Source organism: Gulosibacter massiliensis (assembly GCF_900626105.1).
Lineage (GTDB): Bacteria > Actinomycetota > Actinomycetes > Actinomycetales > Microbacteriaceae > Gulosibacter > Gulosibacter sediminis.
Genome location: NZ_UYZX01000002.1, coordinates 536,391 through 554,724 on the forward strand (window position 1 = coordinate 536,391; position 18,334 = coordinate 554,724).

At 67.5% G+C, this 18,334-nt stretch carries 13 protein-coding genes; 9 read left to right on the forward strand and 4 right to left on the reverse strand.

Annotated elements, in window-relative coordinates; genetic code table 11:
- Positions 1–2: 2 nt before the first annotated feature.
- On the reverse strand, positions 3–1,622 hold the full coding sequence (locus EJL01_RS12295) for a DivIVA domain-containing protein (protein WP_125107916.1): 1,620 nt from the start codon (positions 1,620–1,622) through the stop codon (positions 3–5).
- Positions 1,623–1,938: 316 nt separating this feature from the next.
- On the opposite strand from EJL01_RS12295, the gene EJL01_RS12300 reads away from it, so the two are divergent.
- The 4 genes from EJL01_RS12300 (at position 1,939) to EJL01_RS12315 (ending at position 7,396) form a co-directional block, all read left to right on the forward strand.
- Positions 1,939–4,236: a DUF8094 domain-containing protein gene (locus tag EJL01_RS12300; RefSeq protein ID WP_125107917.1), complete on the forward strand. Its 2,298-nt coding sequence runs from the start codon at positions 1,939–1,941 to the stop codon at positions 4,234–4,236.
- Positions 4,237–4,246: 10 nt separating this feature from the next.
- Positions 4,247–5,212, forward strand: coding sequence for a co-chaperone YbbN (locus EJL01_RS12305; protein WP_125107918.1), 966 nt, complete (start codon positions 4,247–4,249; stop codon positions 5,210–5,212).
- A 190-nt stretch (positions 5,213–5,402) separates the two neighbouring features.
- A complete protein-coding gene (locus EJL01_RS12310) occupies positions 5,403–6,308 on the forward strand; it encodes a dihydrodipicolinate synthase family protein (RefSeq protein ID WP_125107919.1) in 906 nt (301 codons plus the stop codon).
- 116 nt (positions 6,309–6,424) lie between these two features.
- Complete coding sequence (locus EJL01_RS12315; protein ID WP_125107920.1) at positions 6,425–7,396, forward strand: ornithine cyclodeaminase family protein; 972 nt, start codon at positions 6,425–6,427, stop codon at positions 7,394–7,396.
- 74 nt (positions 7,397–7,470) lie between these two features.
- Here the strand turns inward: EJL01_RS12315 and EJL01_RS12320 are convergent, their stop codons facing one another.
- The gene (locus tag EJL01_RS12320) at positions 7,471–9,048 is read right to left on the reverse strand and encodes an alanine/glycine:cation symporter family protein (RefSeq protein WP_125107921.1); all 1,578 of its coding nucleotides are present in this window, start codon (positions 9,046–9,048) and stop codon (positions 7,471–7,473) included.
- Between the two features lie 223 nt (positions 9,049–9,271).
- On the opposite strand from EJL01_RS12320, the gene EJL01_RS12325 reads away from it, so the two are divergent.
- The 5 genes from EJL01_RS12325 (at position 9,272) to EJL01_RS12345 (ending at position 14,019) form a co-directional block, all read left to right on the forward strand.
- Positions 9,272–9,943 (forward strand): GntR family transcriptional regulator, encoded by a 672-nt coding sequence (locus EJL01_RS12325; RefSeq protein WP_125107922.1) that lies wholly within the window; start codon positions 9,272–9,274, stop codon positions 9,941–9,943.
- 92 nt (positions 9,944–10,035) lie between these two features.
- Positions 10,036–11,235: an NAD(P)/FAD-dependent oxidoreductase gene (locus EJL01_RS12330; RefSeq protein WP_125107923.1), complete on the forward strand. Its 1,200-nt coding sequence runs from the start codon at positions 10,036–10,038 to the stop codon at positions 11,233–11,235.
- Positions 11,232–11,555: a (2Fe-2S)-binding protein gene (locus tag EJL01_RS12335; protein WP_125107924.1), complete on the forward strand. Its 324-nt coding sequence runs from the start codon at positions 11,232–11,234 to the stop codon at positions 11,553–11,555. The genes EJL01_RS12330 and EJL01_RS12335 overlap by 4 nt, the downstream gene beginning before the upstream one ends.
- The gene (locus EJL01_RS12340; protein WP_125107925.1) at positions 11,555–13,018 is read left to right on the forward strand and encodes an NAD(P)/FAD-dependent oxidoreductase; all 1,464 of its coding nucleotides are present in this window, start codon (positions 11,555–11,557) and stop codon (positions 13,016–13,018) included. Before EJL01_RS12335 ends, EJL01_RS12340 begins: the two co-directional genes overlap by 1 nt.
- Positions 13,018–14,019 (forward strand): proline racemase family protein, encoded by a 1,002-nt coding sequence (locus tag EJL01_RS12345; protein WP_125107926.1) that lies wholly within the window; start codon positions 13,018–13,020, stop codon positions 14,017–14,019. Before EJL01_RS12340 ends, EJL01_RS12345 begins: the two co-directional genes overlap by 1 nt.
- A gap of 19 nt (positions 14,020–14,038) precedes the next feature.
- On the opposite strand, the gene glgB is transcribed toward EJL01_RS12345, so the two are convergent.
- Together glgB and EJL01_RS12355 are read right to left on the reverse strand one after the other, a co-directional pair.
- A complete protein-coding gene (gene glgB, locus EJL01_RS12350; protein ID WP_125107927.1) occupies positions 14,039–16,222 on the reverse strand; it encodes a 1,4-alpha-glucan branching protein GlgB in 2,184 nt (727 codons plus the stop codon).
- A 44-nt stretch (positions 16,223–16,266) separates the two neighbouring features.
- Entirely contained in the window at positions 16,267–18,303 is a 2,037-nt protein-coding gene (locus EJL01_RS12355) for an alpha-1,4-glucan--maltose-1-phosphate maltosyltransferase (protein WP_431834735.1), read from the reverse strand.
- Positions 18,304–18,334: the final 31 nt, after the last annotated feature.

Here is an 18,334-nt window from a genome sequence, read left to right on the forward strand (position 1 = left end):
CGTTAGCCGTTCTGCGAGCGCGGGGCGCCGGTCTTCGGCGCAGAGTTCTGCTTAGTGCCAGTGCCCTGCTTCTGGGTGTTGCCCTGCGCGGGTGCCTGCGGCTCCTGGTTCTTCGACGACATGAGCGGCATGCGGCCGACGAGCTCGCGCATCTGCTCAAGGTAGGCCTCGATCTGGTCGCGCTCATCGCGCACGGCTGTGAGGCGCTGCTCAGCGGCCTGCTGCTCGGCGAGCGTGCGGGTCTCGAGCTCGCGAGCGCGCTCGCGGGCCTGCTTGTTCGAGTTCTCGAGCAGGTTGGCGGCCTGGCGCTCGGCGGCCTGCACGGTCTCTTGGGCGCGCTTGCGTGCATCCGCCGTGATCTTGCCGGCCTCGCGCCGCACCTGCTCGCTGCGCTGGTTGAGGTCGGCGAGCTGCTCAGTGGCCTCGTCGATCATGCGCTTCGCCGCGGCTTCGGCGTTGCGGCCGGCGACGACGAGCTGCTGCTCGAACTCGTTGCGCTTGGTCGTGAGCTCGACCTCCTGCGTGCTGCGGGCCTCGGCCAGCTCGCGCATGGTGGTTTCGCGCAGTTCGGCAAGTTCGGTAGTGATGCGCAGGCGCTCGGCCTCGAGTTCGCGTCGCTGGATGCCGGCGAGCTCGGCCGCGGCCACCTCGGCCTCGGCGCGGGTCTGCTCGAGCTCGCGGATGTGGTTCTCGCGCGCCGTCGCCAGCTCACGCTGGTGGGCCGACTTCGTCGCCTCAATCGAGTCGGCGAGTTCGGCGCGCTGACGCGCAACCTCAGCCGAGAGCGACTCGCGCTCGGCCGTCGTTTCGCGTGCGAACTTCGCCCGGGCCTCACCGAGCTCGTTCTCCTGCTCGGCGCGCTGCTTCGAAAGTTCGTTCTCGAGCGCGCCGCGGCGCTCAACCATCTCGCGCTCGAAAGCCTCGCGGCGCTCCTCGAGGTCCTGCTCGGTCGCCGAGCGGTGCGCTTCGAACTCGCGCTGCTGCTCGGTGAACTTGGCGAGCGCATCCGCCAGCTCGGTCTCTTGACGCTGGCGCTTCGTCGCGAGCTCCTGCGCGACGTCGGCGCGGTTCGCCTCGATCTCGCGGTCGACCGCGTGTCGACGCTCACGCAGCTCGCTCGTGACCTGGTCCTTCACGGAGTCGATCTCGCGCTCCTGGTTGATTCGCGTGAGCTCGGCCTCCTGCTTGGCATTCTCGACGAGCTGGTCGGCCGACGACTGCGCCTCTTGTGCGACCCGCTGCGCCGACTGGTCGGCCTCGCGGGTGACGCGCTCGGCGTAGTCGTTCGCGTCTTCGTGGATGCGCGCGGCGTTCTTGCGGGCGTCCGACACGAGCTTCTCCGACTCGCGCTGCGCATCCGAAACGATGCGCATTGCCTGCTCTTCGGCGGTCGATAGCGTCCCCGCGAGCTTGGTGCCGAGCCCGGCGTAACTCGGTGCCTCGGCTTCAGCGAGGTCGGCTTCGGTCTTCTTCAGGCGCTGCTCGAGCTCGGTGGTGCGCTGCTGGGCACGCTCGTACGCGGCCTGCGCCTGCGAAAGCTGCTGCTGGAGGTCGTTCAGCGCCTGGTCCACCTCTTCGCGCTGGTAGCCGCGCATTGCAGTGGTGAAGTTGAACGATTCCACGTGCGTGATCCTCCAAGGAGTAGTGGGTGCTGGCCCGAACCAGCAAGCATGACGTGATGAAAGTCTAGAGCGGCGCGGTTGAGAGCTCTGCAGATTCGTGCGAGTTCATGCGCGTCGCGAGCGTTCGCCCTGAACGAAGCCTGGTAACAATAGGGTCACAAATTGGTGAATGCGCTAGGCTGGACGCTTGTCCGTTTGCTGATTGCTGGTAGTTCGCGCGTGGCGTGCCCTCTCCATGCCGCCCGCGCACCTACGCTGCCGATAAGCAGTGGGCAACGAACGTTATCCGTGTATCCGAGACCCGAGGAGCCTCTCCGTGCGCTTCATCCTTGCGGCCGTAGCCTTCGTGGCGAGCGTGGTCGCGCTTGTCGTCGGAGGAATTCAATTCGTTGGCGCCGCGCAGGCGACGACCGTGACTGCCGACGGCACCACCGACAGCGGTGCTCCCGTCATCGTCATCAACGACGACGTCTTTTCGTCACGAGCCGGCCTGCAGGACATCCGGATCGAGGGCGATGGCGCGATCAACGTGATCATCGGTCGCACGAGCGACATCGAGGCCTGGGTTGGTGACGCGCGGCACGACGAGGTGACGCTCGACGAAGATTCGACTCACTCGCGCGAACACATCGGCTTGAAGTTCACCGAGTCGGGCACCGAGGAAACGGTGCCGAATCCCATCGGCAACGACCTTTGGTACGAGGAGCACGAGGGCGAGGGCTCGGTGCAGCTCAGCACGGTCGTCGCGCCCGGCTACTCGATGCTGATTACCTCTGACGGCGACAATACTGCGCCCTCGACAGTTTCGGTGACCTGGCCCCTCGGTGGCTACGCCCCGATGTCGGGTCCGCTGCTTGTGATTGGCGCCGTACTGTTTGTGCTCGCACTCGCACTGCTGTGGTGGGCACTCGCGCACCGCCGCCGCGTCAAGCGTCAGCTCGCGTCGGCGACGCGCAAGCGTGGTCGTTCGGCAGCGGTCGCGGCCGCCGGCGCGGATGCGAATGGTGAATGGTCGGTCGTGCCCTGGGACGACGAGGTTGCCGAGGCTGCGCAGCTTCGCGCCGACAACGTCGCGGCCGGCGGTGAGCTCGTCGTCGACGAGGATGCGCCGATCGAGTTCCCTGTCGAGCCCGCGACCGCGCCGGTGCCGGTATCGCCTGAGCCCGTCGTGACGGAGCCGGTTGCGTCGGAGCCGGTCGTGGAGGCTGTTGAAGAGCCCCCCGTCGAAGCGACAGCCTTCGACGAGCCGTCCGATGTAGCAGCGTCGACCGAAGAAGTCCCCGTTGTCGAGGACACTGCGGAACCCGTCGAGCCGGTTGAGCCCGAGCTGGCCGACGCGCCGAACTCGGCGTTCGCGCCGCCGAGCGAGGCATCTTCGGATACTTGGACCGCCGCCGAACTCGGCGATGCGTCGGAGCCGGTGGTTGAGCCCGAGCCCGAGCCCGAGCCCGAATCGGCGCCCGCGCCGGAAGTGCCAGCGGCGCCCGCATCCGACGACGATTCGAAGTGGCGCCGCCCGCGCGGTCGCAACCGTTCGAGCGCGCCGCGGCGGTCATTCCTCATTGCGCCCGTCGCGATGGTGGTCGGCTTGACCCTCGCCGGTTGCGCGCCGCAGTACTGGCCCGCTGAGTGGACGAACGCCGAGCTGCAGCCCACTGGCACCGCGACGTCGACGGTCGACGCGGCCCTGCTCGACGAGGGGGCACACCCGCCCGCACTCAACATGGAGCAGATTCAGAACGTTGTGACGGAGGCGGCAGACCTCGCGAACCAGGCCGACGGCGAGCTCGACGCATCGGTGCTCGAGCCTCGGTTCGAGGGCGACGCCCTCGCCGAGCGCATTGCCCTCTACAAGGCGAAGAAGGCTGACAGCGAGCTGCCCAGTCCGGCAGCGTTCCCGACCGGAGATGTCGTGTACGCCGTGCCGGAGTCGACCGACGAGTTCCCGCGCACGATCTTCGTGGTCGTCAACGCGAACGCTGACGCCTCGGAGGCGCCGTTCGGTGTCATGCTCGTCCAGGACACCGCTCGTGACAACTTCAAGGTCGCGTCACTGACGCAGCTCGCGGCCAACGTGAGCCTGCCCGAGTCTGCCCCGACGAGCATCGGCTCGGCGAGCATCCGCGATCTGCCGGGCGACCTCGTCGTTGCCCCAAGCGACCTGGCGGGCGCGTACGCCGATGTGATCGCCAACGGCAGCGACTCGCAGTACGCGTCGCTGTTCTCGGCCGAGAACGACACCCTGCGCTCGCAGGTGAACCAGGAGTACCGCGACGCGCAGACCGAGGCACTCGACCCCGAGGCGACCGACGTTGAGTTCAAGTACGAGGGCACCGACACCGCGCCTCTCGGCATGGTGAGCCTCGACGACGGCGCGATCATCGCCGTGTCGATCAACGAGATCGAGACGGTCAGCGCGGCGAACGACCGCGCACGCATCACCGTGTCGGGTGCGACTGCCGCGTTGTCGGGTATCGAGACAACCGAGTACGGTTTTACTCGCACCTACACCGATCAGCTGCTGTTCTACGTGCCTTCAGCCGAGACCGGTGGCGAGGTGCAGTTCCTTGGAGTCTCGCAGGCGATGACCAGCGCCAGCGAGCTCAGTGAGTAGGAGGATGTAAATGACCCAGCCGAACGCCGCCTCGTCGCAACCCCAGCCCGAGATTTCGCTGCAGGGTGCCGTTGATCTGTCTGGCCTCGGCCAGGCACCGGGCGCCGCGCAACCGCAGCAGCAGGCCGGCCCGCCCGCGGGCGAGGCGCTGCTCTCGCTGCCGGACGCGGTCGTGAACGGTGGCGAGGCCGACCTCGAGCAGTTTGCGGCGCTATCGCAGCGCATGCCGGTGCTCGTCGAGATGCACTCGGCATCGTCACCCGACTCGCAGGCGCTCTCGCCGGTGCTCGCGGAAATCGTGCGGTCGGCGGAAGGCCGCCTGGTCTTGCTGCGGCTCGACCTCGACGCGCATCCGACGCTCGGCAACCAGGCGCAGGTGCTTGCGCTGCTCGGTGGCCGCCCCGCGCCGTTGTTCGCGGGAAACCCGCCGAAGGACCAGCTCGTGCAGGTGATCAGCGAGGTCCTCGCGGTCGCCGCGCAGCAGGGACTCACGGGCTACGTCGAGCTCACCGGTGAGGGGGAGGACGCCGCCGAAGAGGCTGCGCCAGCCGAGCCGCCGCTGCACCCGCTGCACCAGGAGGCGAAGGATGCGCTCGAGCGCGGAGACATCGCCACCGCGAAGGCGGCGTACGAGCGCGCGCTCGCGGACTCGCCCGCCGACGACGACGCCAAGGTAGGCCTCGCGCAGGTGAGCCTGCTCGAGCGATTGCAGGGCAAGACACTCGAACAGATCCGATCGGCCGCGGCCGAGAACCCGAGCGACATCGACGCGCAGTTCGACGTCGCCGACCTCGACCTCTCGGGCGGGCACGTCGACGACGCGTTCAACCGGCTGCTCGGCCTGTTCACCAAGGTCGACGCCGATGACAAGACGCGCGTGCGGGAACGGCTCATCGAGCTCTTCGACGTCGTCGGGGCTGACGAGCCTCGCGTCGTGCGCGCTCGCCAGCGGCTCACGAGCCTGCTCTTCGCGTAGTCGAACCGACACTAAGGCAGGAGGGTGTGGCCAGGAGGTCACACCCTCCTGCTCCGTTGATCGGGCATTTTCTGCAATTTCTGGCTGTGGGTAGCGGAAAGCGGATCAGTAATATATTATTCAAAGCGTTAGGTAATATATTACTGAGCGATGGTCGCCACGCGCCTTGACAGCTCGGAAAGGAACCCACATGTCTGAGAACAAGAAGCCATGGCACGGAGTGCTCGTCGCTTCGGCGCTGCCCCTCAACGAGGACCTTTCGGTGAACTACGACAAGTTTGCCGAGCACGTCCAGTTCCTCGCCGAAAACGGTTGCGATGGCATCGCGCCGAACGGCTCGCTCGGTGAATACCAGAACCTCACCGCGGAAGAGCGCGCAAAGGTCGTCGAGGTTGCCATCGACGCCGCTCCCGAGGGATTCGTCGTCATGGCCGGCACCGGTGCCTACGGCTCCATGGAGAGCCGCCGCTGGGCCGAGCAGGCCGCTGAGGCCGGCGCCCAGGCCGTGATGCAGCTGCCCCCGAACACGTACCGCGCCAACGACGAGCAGGTCTTCGCGCACTACGAAGAGGTCGCCAAGGCTGGCCTGCCGGTCGTCGCCTACAACAACCCGCAGGACACGAAGGTCGACCTCAAGCCGGCCCTCGTGGCTCGCCTCCACGAAGCTGGCTTCATCGTCGGCATCAAGGAGTTCACTGGTGACGCGCGCCGCTCGTACGAGATCAAGGAGCTCGCGCCCGAGATGGACATCCTCATCGGCACCGACGACTCGGTGCTCGAGGTTGGCATTGCCGGCGCCGTCGGCTGGGTTGCCGGTTACCCGAACGCGATCCCGCAGAGCACCGTTGAGCTCTACCGCCTCGCGACCTCGGGTAAGCCCGAGAATTGGGCGAAGGCCCGCGAGATGTACGTCGACCTCCACCCGCTGCTGCGCTGGGACACGAAGACCGAGTTCGTCGAGTCGATCAAGCTGTCGATGGATGTTGTGGGCCGCTACGGCGGACCCAGCCGTCCGCCGCGCCTGCCGCTCGCCGACGAGGTGCGCGCGAAGATCATCGCCGACACCGAGGCCGTGCTTGCCAAGGGGTACAAGTAAGCCCTGCCGCTTGACCTTTCGGAGCCCGTCAACCGCCTCGGTTGGCGGGTTCCGTTTTGTCGTTCGGCGAGGTGTGTGATGCAGTCAGTCAGAACAACCGAAGGAGAGATTTCACGATGAGCAGCATTCCCTATGTCTCGGGGCCGGATGTGCGCGAAGCGCTTCCCTGGGACGTCGCGATCGAGGGTGTCGAAGCCGCCCTTCGCGGCGGCGTTGACCCGGAGGCGGATGGGCCCCGCATCTTTGCTCCCACGCCCAACGGCGAGTTTTTGATCATGCCCGCGATCGCCCCCGAGGTGATGGGGGTGAAGGTGCTGACGGTGTCGCCCGACAACCCGGCACGCGGGCTCGAGAAGATTCAGGGCCTTTATCTGCTCTACGACGCCGACACCTCCGCGCCCCTGTGCGTCATGGACGGCATCGAGGTGACGGCCGTACGCACGCCAGCGGTCACGCTCACCGGGCTGCGCGCACTTGCGGCCGCCGCGCCCGCGGGTGACGAATTGCCCGCGGCGCCCACGGTGCTCGTGTTCGGGGTCGGCATCCAGGGCATCAACCACATCCGTGCCGCGAAATGGGCGTGGCCCGACGCCCGATTCCAGGTCGTCGGCCGTCGACCCGAGCGTATCCAGACCGCGATCGACACTCTCGCCACCGAAGGCATCGACGTAGCCGATGCGAGCGGTGACGTCGACCCCGCGGTGCGCGCTGCCGACGTCATTATCACGGTGACGTCGTCGAGCACTCCGGTGTTCGACGGCAGCCTCGTGCGCGGGGGAGCGCTCGTCGCCTCGGTGGGGCAGCATGGGCTCGATGCCCGCGAGGTCGACGCCGAGCTCGTGCGGCGGTCTGACGTCATGCTCGAGAGCCGCGCCGGCATGTTCCGCGAGGGCGGCAACATCATTCCGGCGCGCAGCCTCGACGAGTGGGAGCAGCTGCAGCCGAGCAACATCCGGGATGCGGTGCGGGGGGAGTTCACGCGCACGACCGGCAAGCCCGCGCTCTACACCGGAGTTGGAATGTCGTGGGAGGACCTCGTGCTCGCGGGCATCGTCTACCGCGGCCAGCAGTCCGAGTTGGCTGAGTAGCCAAGTCGGATGAACAAACGTAAGGGGCTCGGATGCGTTGGCCAACGCATCCGAGCCCCCTAATGTTGTTGTCGCTAGCTGTCGCCTGGCTTGCGGTCAGACAAGCCGGCCTTGCCCTGCTCGAGCTCGTCTTGCAGCTCCTTGGTGAGGTGCCGACGCTCTTCGGTCGGGATGGGGGTCGTGGCGCTCGGGGCCAGCCAGAAGTCGGCGCCGGTGATGCCGTGGTCCTCGGGGTGGAAGACCGGATCCTTGCCCGCCCTGCGCTGTCGTTCATAGTCGCGGTAGACCTTCCGCACGACGGGCAGCAGCAGGACGATGCTCGCCATGTTGATGAAGCCGAGCACGACGTAGCCGATGTCGCCCGCGGCCCACATCATGTCGGCGGAGATCACGCCGCCGACGAACGAGATGACGAGCGAACCGATCTTGAGTACCCACAGGGCAGCGTTGTTCACCTTCTCCTTCGTGAGGAAGATGAGGTTCGACGAGGCGATGTAGTAGAACGCGACCTGGCTCGTGAAGGCGAACAGGAAGATTGCGACGGCGACGAATGCCGAACCGAAGCCGGGGAAGACGGTGTCAATCGCGGCCTGCGCATTCGCGCCGCCGGTCACGAGGTCGGCCGGGATGCTGCCCTGGTGGATCAGCTCGCCGGCGGGGGTGATGACGTTGAACGAGTCGGTCGCGACGATGAGCAGGCCAGTGGCCATGCAAACGAACAACACGTCGACGTAGATCGAGAAGGCCTGCACGAGGCCCTGCTTGCCGGGGTGGCTGACCTTGGCGGCGGCCGCGCCATATGTGCCCTCACCGACGCCCGCGACCGAGGTGAAGATCGCGCGGCGGATGCCCCAAGTGATTGCGAAGCCGAGGATGCCGCCGAACACTTCGTGCGCGCCGAATGCGCTCGAGAGGATCACGCCGACGGTCTCGGGGATCGCCTGGAAGTTCCAGAAGATGACGACGAGCGCGACGATGATGTAGCCGGCTGCCATGAACGGCACGATGAGCTGTGCGACGTTGACGATCCGCTTCGTGCCGCCGATGATCACGAGGCCGAGCAGCACGGTCACGATTGTCGCGGTGATCCAGGGTTCGACGCCGAAGGCGTACTCAACGCTCGACGAGATGTTGTTTGACTGGATGCCCGGCACGAGGAAGCCATAGGCGAGGAACGCGACGAGGGCCGCGACGACCGCGAGCCAGCGCAGCTTGAGGCCGTGGTAGATGTAATACGGAATGCCGCCTCGGTGCTCGCCGTCAATGCGACGCTTGTACACCTGGGCGAGGGCCGACTCAGCGTAGGAGCTGGCCGCGCCGAGCAGGCCGGTCACAGCCATCCAGAAGATGGCGCCGGGGCCGCCGGCCGCGATGGCGGTCGCGACGCCCGCGATCGCGCCGACGCCGACGCGGCTCGAGAGAGTGAGCGAGAGTGCCTGGAAAGAGGAGACGCCGCCGTCCTCGTCCTTGTTTCCGCCGCTCGTGATGAGGCGGATCATGTCGGGGAAGCGGCGGACCTGTGTGAACTTGAAAACGATGGTGAATAGCAGGCCGAGCGCGAGCGCAAGATATGCGAGCCACTCCCAGCCGATATTGCCGATGGTCTGGAGTACGCCCGTGAGCGACTCCATGAATCCTGATAGCCCGTCCATTTGGTTCCTTCACGTCGTCGTGGTGTGCCTGGAGTCGGAGCCGTCATGCCACTGGGTGAGCAGGCGGCTTGCTGATTAATATGTGACATATTACAAGTGGCTGTCAAGTTGTCGAGGGTTTTTCCGTGAATTTCTTTACGTTCGAAATTGCTCGAAGTGGGCGGTGCCGTGTCACGCGGTACCATTGGGCAGCCGCGTGGACAACCTGAAGGAGCGTGATCGCATGGCCTTTTCTATTGCTGCCGATGTTGCGAGCCGCCCGAGTCTGCGCGCGCAGGTCGAGCGAGCGCTGTCGGCCGCGATCGTCTCTGGCCAACTGGCGCCGGGGGAGTTGCTCACGGTGCCCACTCTGGCGGTAAAATTCGAGGTCTCGGCGACGCCCGTGCGCGAGGCGCTACTCGATCTTGCGCATCGTGGGCTCGTCGACCCGGTGCGCAACAAAGGTTTCCGCGTTACTGAAGTGTCGGATGCGGAGCTCGAGTCGCTCGCGAAGATTCGCCTATTGCTCGAGCCGCCGAGCATGCGCGACCTCGCGCCGAAGTTTGACCTCGCGCGCGAGGCTGAGATGCGCGAGCTCGCCGACCGCATTACCCAGGGTGCGAAGGATGTCGACCTCAAGCTCTACCTCGAGGCCGACGTCGAGTTTCATTCGCGCCTGACGTCGATGCTTGGCAATGCGATGCTGACACAGCTCGTCGACGACCTGCGCACGCGCGCGCGACTGTCAAACCTGCAGCGCATGGCTGAATCGGGACACCTCGATGCCTCGGCCGCTGAGCATCACGAGCTCGTGGATGCCCTGGTCGCGCACGACATGGACCTCGCTGAAGAGATCATGCGCCGTCACGTCGGCCACACGGTCGGTATCTGGGCTGGGCGCGACGAAACCGAGTAGCCCTCTGCTCGGTGGGGCTGCTTGCGAAGCGTGCATCCCACGCTTTAATGTGTGACATATTACTCACGCAGAAGTGACATCAGGGAGCGAATATGGCTTTTGACGTCGTCGTCATTGGCGCGGGCATTGTCGGCGCTGCCTGCGCCCACGCACTCGCGACCCGCGGCGCATCCGTCGCCGTGCTCGATCGCTCGCTCCCCGCATCCGGCACGAGCAGCCACTGCGAGGGCAACCTACTCGTCTCAGACAAGGGGCCGGGTCCGGAGCTCGACCTCGCCCGGCACTCGCTCGCGATGTGGCCGACGCTTGCGCGCGAGATCGAGGATGAACTCGGTCCGGGCATGCCATCGCTCGAGTTCGAGCCGAAGGGCGGCATCGTCGTGACGACGACCGAGTCGGGCGCGCAGCCGCTGCTCGAGTTCGCGGGGGAGCAGCGTGCGGCGGGCATCGACGCGCGCGTGCTGACGATCGACGAGGCGCTCGAGCGCGAGCCGTGGCTCAACCCGGAGTGCACCGCCGCGGTGTACTACCCCGAAGATGCGCAGATCCAGCCGACCATCGCGACCGAGGGCTTGCTCGCGGTCGCGAAGAAGCACGGCGCGCAGGTATTCGCGCGCACCGAGGTGACGGGGCTCGTTCGCGACGCCGCGGGCGCGGTCGCGGGCGTCGAGACGAGCTCCGGCCAGATCGCCGCAAAGTCGGTCGTCGTGGCCGCGGGACCGTGGACCGGGCAACTCTCGCAGCGGCTCGGCGCGCCCGTGCCGATCGCGCCGCGTCGCGGCAACGTGCTCGTCACCTCGCGCATGCCGCACCGTGTGTTTCACAAGGTCTACGACGGCGACTACTTCGGCGCGACGCAGTCAGCCGACGCGGCGCTGCAGACGGCCGCGGTGATCGAATCATCGCAGGCCGGCACCGTGCTCATTGGCTCAAGCCGCGAGCAAGTCGGCTTCGACGAGTCGATGCGGGCCCGCGTGCTGAGCGAGATGGCGCAGAAGGCGCTGCGGGTGTTTCCATTCCTCGGGGAGGCGAGCATCATGCGCAGCTACGGCGGCTTCCGCCCCTACATGCCAGACCACCTGCCCGTCGCGAGCGACGACCCGCGCGTGCCGGGACTCTTCGTCGCCTCGGGTCACGAGGGCGCCGGCATCGGCCTCTCGGTCGTCACCGCCGAGATCCTCGCCGCGCGCATCCTCGGTGGCACCCCGCGCAGCTCGTTCGGTCCGATCGAGACTGCGCCCTTCGATCTGCGCCGCCCCTCGCTCGCCAGCTACCTCAAGGAGGCCGCATGACCGCTCGGCTCATCCGCGCCGAAGACGATCCGATCGAGCGCCGTGCGTCCGCGCGCCTCACGGCGACGTTTGACGGCAAGCCACTCGAGGGTGAGGCGGGCCAGACCGTGGCCGGGCTGCTGCTCGCCAACGGCATCGATTCGTGGCGCACGACGAGCGTCAACGGCCGACCCCGTGGCCTCTTCTGCGGTATCGGCGTCTGCTTCGACTGCATCGTCACGGTGAACGACGAGCGCGACGTGCGCGCGTGCCAGCGCCGGGTGCGGGATGGCGACGTCGTCTGCCCGCAGCACGACGAACTTCCGGAGGTGAAGCACTGATGGCGGGGGAACACTCACGCAATCGGCACGTGGTGGTTGTCGGTGGCGGGCCGGCGGGTCTTGCCGCGGCCGCGGCCGCGATCTCGGCGGATGCTCGGGTCACCCTGCTCGAGGCGGGCGACGAACTCGGCGGGCAGTTCTGGCGGCACCTGCCCCAGGAGCGCGCCGGCGCGCAGGAGGCGCGGCTGCACCACAATTGGGCGACCTACACGCGGCTGCGCGAGACCGTGCTCGGCTCGGCGAGCTGCAAGGTGCTGACGAACGCACAGGTCTGGTCGCTCGAGCACGACCCGACCGGCCACATTGTGCTGAACATCGCCCGCGGCACGGTTGACTCCGGCAACCGAGAGACCTTCCAGTTGGAGCCGGATGCGCTCGTGCTCGCGACCGGCGCGCACGACCGCACGCTGCCGTTCCCCGGCTGGACGCTCCCCGGGGTTTTCACTGCGGGCGCGGCGCAGGCGTTCGCGAAGAGTGAGCGCATCGCCCTCGGGCAGAAGGTCGTCATCGCCGGTGCTGGGCCGTTCCTGTTGCCAGTGATGACCTCGCTCGTGTCGGCGAACGCGAACGTTGTCGGCGTCTTCGAGGCGAACCCGGTCCGCAACCTGGGCGGCTGGGTTGTCGACCGCCCCTGGAAGCTCGCTGGCGCATCCCACAAGGCGGGCGAACTGCTCGAGTACGTCGGCGCGCACGTGCGCCACCGTGTGCCGTACAAGACCGGCCGCGCCGTCATCGAGGCGCATGGCACCGACCGCGTTGAGGCCGTCACCGTTGCGAAGGTCGACCGTAGTTGGCGCCCGATCAAGGGTACCGAGCGGTGCTACGAGGCCGACGCGGTCTGCGTGAGCCACGGCTTCACGCCGCGCATCGAGCTCGCGATCGCCGCCAGCTGCGACATCTCGCCGCAGAAGTTCGTGCGCGTCGATGACACTCAGCGCTCGAGCGTCGACGGCGTCTACGCCGCGGGTGAGATCACCTCGATCGGCGGCAGCGACGCGGCCCTCTACGAGGGGCAGATTGCGGGCCACTGCGCCGCCGGCGGCGACGTCGTCGACCCCGAACTGCGTCGCGCGGTGCGACAGCGCGCCACCTTCACCCATTTCGCCGGCCGCCTCGAGGCCGCCCACGGTATCCGCCCCGGATGGACTTCATGGCTCAGTGACGACACGACGCTCTGCCGCTGCGAAGAGACGAGCGTGAAGAGCTTCCGCGACGCCGTCGCGGTGACGGGTTCGGCGGGCATCCGATCGACGAAGCTCACGACGCGGGCCGGCCTCGGCATCTGTCAGGGGCGCATTTGCGGTCGCAACGTCGAGGCGCTGCTCGTGGAGGCGACCGGCGATGCCGTCGGCGACGGCGCACGCACCGACCGGCGCCCGATCGTCGCGCCCATCCGCCTCGCCGACCTCGCCACCGCTGGCGCCGCGGCACCCACCAACAGCACCGAAGAAAGCGATAGCTGATGCGTTCGAAACTCCTGTTCTCTGCCGTTGACTCACACACCGAGGGCATGCCGACGCGCGTCGTCACGGGCGGATTTGCGCCGATCCCCGGCGAGACGATGAACGACAAGCGCCTCTACTTCCAAGAACACCTCGACCACCTGCGCCGGCTGCTCATGACCGAGCCGCGCGGCCACGGCGCCATGAGTGGGTCGATCGTCATGCCGCCGACCCGTGAGGACTGCGACTTTGGCGTGCTCTACATCGAGGTGTCGGGCCTGCTGCCGATGTGCGGTCACGGCACGATCGGCACCGCGACGGTGCTCGTCGAGACCGGCATGGTCGAGGTCGTCGAGCCCGTCACCACCATCCGCCTCGACACCCCCGCCGGCCTCGTCATCGCGCGCGTCGCGGTGTCCGACGGCCACGCCGACTCGGTCACGATCGAAAACGTGCCGAGCTACACCGAGCGGCTGGATGCGCAGGTCGAGGTGCCGGGGCTCGGCACGGTGCCGTACTCGCTCGCGTTCGGCGGGAACTTCTACGCGATGGTCGACCTCAACGACGTCGGCATCGAGTTTGATCGAAAGAACCAGCAGCAGATTCTGCAGGCCGGCCTGAAGATCATGGACGCGATCAACGCGACGCAGCCGCCGAAGCACCCGACGATCGAGGGTCTCGACCACGTGCACCACGTCGAGTTCATCGCACCCGGCTCGACAGCCGAGTACTCGCGCCACGCCATGGCGATCTACCCCGGCTGGTTCGACCGCTCGCCCTGCGGCACCGGCACCTCGGCCCGCATGGCCGAGCTCTACAGCCGCGGCGAGCTGCCGCTCGAAACCGACTTCATCAACGAGTCGTTCATCGGCAGCCAGTTCACCGGCCGCCTCATCGCCGAGACCAAGGTCGGCGAATACGACGCGGTCATCCCGACCATCACCGGCCGCGCGTGGGTGACCGGCATCGGCCAGTACCTGCTCGACCCGAGCGACCCGTTCCCCGAAGGGTTCGAGTTCTAGTTGTTCGTGTGCTGCGCGGCTATTCGTCGCGCAGCAGGAACGTCGCGCCCAACGGCGGGATGCGCAGTGCGGCCGAGTGCGAGAAGCCGTTGCAGCCGTCGGCCTCGAGGCGTACCTCGCCGTTCGTGACGCCGCCACCGCCGAACGCGATGTCGTCGGAGTTGAGCACCTCGCGCCAGTTACCCTCGGGCAGCCCGAGGCGGTAGTTCTCGAGCGGCTGGTTCGAGAAGTTGTGGATGCACGCGATGACGCCGCCCGAGCGGTCGCGGCGCAGGTAGGCGAGCAGCGAGTTGTCGCTGTCGCCGCCGCTGATCCACTGCAGGCCCGAGGGCTCGTTGTCGAGTTCCCAGAGTGCCGGCACGTCGCGGTAGAGCTGGTTGAGCTCGGCGACGTAGCGCTGGATGCCCGAGAACGTCGGGTTGTCGAGCAGCCACCATTCGAGGCCGCGGGCCTCGCTCCACTCCTGCGTCTGGCCGAACTCCTGGCCCATGAACAGCAGCATCTTGCCCGGGTGGCTCCACTGGTACGAGTAGAACGCACGCAGGTTCGCGGCCTTCTGCCAGTCGTCGCCCGGCATCTTCGTGAACATCGAGCCCTTGCCGTGCACGACCTCGTCGTGCGAGATCGGCAACACGTACTGCTCGCTCCACGCGTAGACGAACGAGAACGTGAGCTCGCCGTGGTGCCACTTGCGGTGAATCGGGTCTTTCTCGAAGTAGCGCAGGTTGTCGTTCATCCAACCCATGTTCCACTTCAGCCCGAAGCCGAGCCCGCCCATGCTTGTCGGCTTTGTAACGCCGGGGAAGCTCGTCGACTCCTCTGCGACCATGACGATGCCGGGGTTGCGCTTGTAGGCGGTCGCGTTGACCTCCTTGAGGAAGTCGATCGCCTCGTAGTATTCGCGGCCGCCGTCCTTGTTGGGTAGCCAGTCGTCGCGCGAGTAGTCGCGGTAGAGCATCGAGGCGACCGCGTCGACGCGCAGGCCGTCGATGTGGAACTCCTCGAGCCAGTAGAGCGCGTTCGCGACCAGGAAGTTGCGCACCTGCGAGTTGCCGAAGTCGAAGACGTGCGTGCCCCAGTCCTGCTGGTCTCCGAGGCGCGGGTCGGGGTGCTCGTAGACCGGCTGGCCGTCGAAGCGGGCGAGAGCAAACGCATCCTTCGGGAAGTGCCCGGGCACCCAGTCCATCAGCACGCCGTAGCCCGCCTGGTGCAGGCGGTCGATGAGGTAGCGCAGCTCGTCGGGCGTGCCGAGGCGCGACGTCGGCGCGTAGTAGCCCGAGACCTGGTAGCCCCATGAGCCGCCGAAGGGGTGCTCGGCGAGCGGCATGAACTCGACGTGGGTGAAGCCCATCTCGTCGAGGTAGTCGATGAGCTCGTCAGCGAGCGAGCGATAGCTCAGGCCCTGGCGCCACGACATGGCGTGCAGCTCGTAGACGCTCATGGGGGAGTTGTGGGGGTCGCGGGTCGCCCGCGAGGCGAGCCAGTTGTCATCGCCCCACTCATACTGCGAGGCGGCGGTGATGACGGATGCGGTGTTCGGCGGCACCTCGGCCGAGCGGGCGAGCGGGTCGGCCTTGTCGATCCACGTGCCCTCAGCGGTGCGGATCTGGAACTTGTACGAGTGCCCCGCGGTGACGTCGGGAATGAACAGCTCCCACACGCCCTGCTCGTTGAGCTTGCGCATCGCGTGTCGCGCGCCATCCCAGTCGTTGAATGAGCCGACGACGCGAATCGCCGCGGCGTGCGGGGCCCAGACACTGAACGCCGTGCCGCGCACCGCATCCATCACCCGCTCGTGCGCTCCAAACGAGCGCCAGAGCTCCTCGTGCCGGCCCTCGCCAAACAGGTAGAGGTCGGTGTCGCCGAGGGTGGGTAGGAATCGGTATGGGTCTTCGGCCACGTCGGTCGTGCCGCCGCCGTAGCGGGCCTCGATGCGGTAGGGCTGCAGCCCCTGCTCGTGCACGCCCGCCCAGATGCCGTGCGCGACGTGGGTGAGCGGCACGCGCCCACCGTCGGCGAGCAGCACCGTGACCGAGTCGGCGAGCGGGCGGCGCACGCGAACGCACACGCCGCCGCCGTCGAGCTCATGCTGACCGAGCACGCCGTGCGGGCCCGAGTGGCGCCCCTCCGAGAGTGCGAGCAGCTCCCCGTCGGGGATGATCGGCCCGAGATTCGGCTGGGTGGATGCGGTTGGCGTGCTCATGACTGCGGCGTCTCCTGTACGGGGTGGATCGGGCGAGATTCGGGTTAGCGCTGCACGTGCAGCACGTGCGCCTGGCCGGGGTCGAGTCGCACGTAGTTCGACGAGCGCCACGTCCAACGCTGGCCGCTGAGCAGGTCGACAACGCCGAAGGCGCTCGCGGCGGGCAGTCCGAGCTTCTCGAGGTCGAGGTGCACGTTCGCGATGTTCGTATTCGCGGTGTCGAGGTTCACGACGACGATGATCGTGTCGTCGATGCCCGTGGGCGTGTAGGTGCCGGAGAGGTGCTTGGAGAACGTGAGGATCTGGTCGTAGTCGGCGTCGTGCACCTCGAAGTTGCGCAGCTGCGCGAGAGCCGGATGCGCGTGGCGAATCTCGTTGAGCTTCGTTATGAGCGGGGCGAGTGACGAGCCGTCGGCCTCGCGGGCGGCCCAGTCGCGCTCCTTGTACTCGTACTTCTCGTTGTCGATGTTCTCTTCCGAACCGGGGCGCGCGACGTTCTCGACGAGCTCGAAGCCCGCGTACATGCCCCAGTTCGGGGCCGCGGTCGCCGCGATCACGGCGCGCGCCTCGTATGCGGGCCTGCCGCCGTGCTGGAGGTACTCGGTGAGGATGTCGGGGGTGTTCACGAAGAGGTTCGGCCGCATGAAGTGGCTCGTCTCGTGCGACACCGAGGTGAGGAACTCCTCGAGCTCCTCGCGGGTGTTGCGCCACGTGAAGTATGAGTAGGACTGCTGGAAGCCGGCCTTCGCGAGCGAATGCATCACCGCGGGGCGCGTAAACGCCTCGGCGAGGAAGATCACCTCGGGGTGGCGTGCGTTGATCTCATGGATCAGCCACTCCCAGAACTGCAGCGGCTTCGTATGCGGGTTGTCGACGCGGAAGATGTGCACGCCGAGGCCGATCCAATACTCAACCGTCTCGAGCACCTCGCGGTAGATACCCGCACGGTCGTTGTCGAAGTTGATCGGGTAGATGTCCTGGTACTTCTTCGGCGGGTTCTCGGCGTAGGCGATCGTGCCGTCGGCGAGCGTCGTGAACCACTCGGGGTGCTCGGCGACCCACGGGTGGTCGGGCGTCGCCTGCAGCGCGAGGTCGAGCGCGACCTCGAGGCCGAGCTCCTCGGCGCGCTCGACGAACGCAGTGAAGTCATCGATCGTGCCGAGGTCGGGGTGCACCTCGCGATGACCGCCCTCGGCGGCGCCGATCGCCCAGGGCGAGCCCGGGTCGTTGGGGCCTGGGGTAAGCGTGTTGTTCGGGCCCTTGCGGTTGGTGCGGCCGATCGGGTGGATCGGCGGCAGGTAGACCACGTCGAAGCCCATCGCCGCGACGCCGTCGAGGCGGGCGGCGGCAGTGCGGAAGTTGCCCGAGGCCCAGCTGCCGTCGTCCTTTCGGCTCGCGCCCTCGGAGCGGGGGAACAGCTCATACCAGGCGCCGAAGCCGCTGCGCTCGCGCTCGACGCGAATCTCACGGGTGTCGGACGGCGTGACCAGGCTGCGAACCGGGTGCTGCGCGATGAGCTCGAGCACCGCATCCGAAGTCGCGGCGTCGAGGCGCGCCTGCGACGGGCGCGAGGTCTCGCGGGCGACGATCGCGGCCTGCAGGAGCGTGTCGCGCTCAGCCGCGGTGAGGGCGGTGTCGGCGGCCGCGCGCTCGAGCACGCGGGCGCCCTCCTCGAGCATGAGCTCGACGTCGATGCCCGCGGGCACCTTGATCTCGGCGTTGTGCTGCCAGGTGGCGAAGTCGTCGCCCCAGGCCTCGACATGCCAGCTCCAGGTGCCGGCGCTCGTGACCTGCGCCGCGGCGACCCACTCGTCGAGGCCGGGGCGGCCGGGACGCATCCGGATGCGCTTGGTCGCGCCCTCGGGCGACGTCAGGACGAGCTCGGTGCCGATGAGGTCGTGGCCCTCGCGAAACGCGACGGCCTGGAACGGGACGACCTCGCCGACCGAGGCACGGGAGGGGAAGCGGTTGTCGTCGAGCTGCGGTTGCAGCTGCATGACGGGGATGCGCCCGTAGCGCGGGGTGTAGTCGCTCGGGAACTCGTGGGGGTCATTCGCGTTGATGCCAGCTGTCGTTGCCACGCATCCGACGCTAGCAACCGCGCCCAAAGCT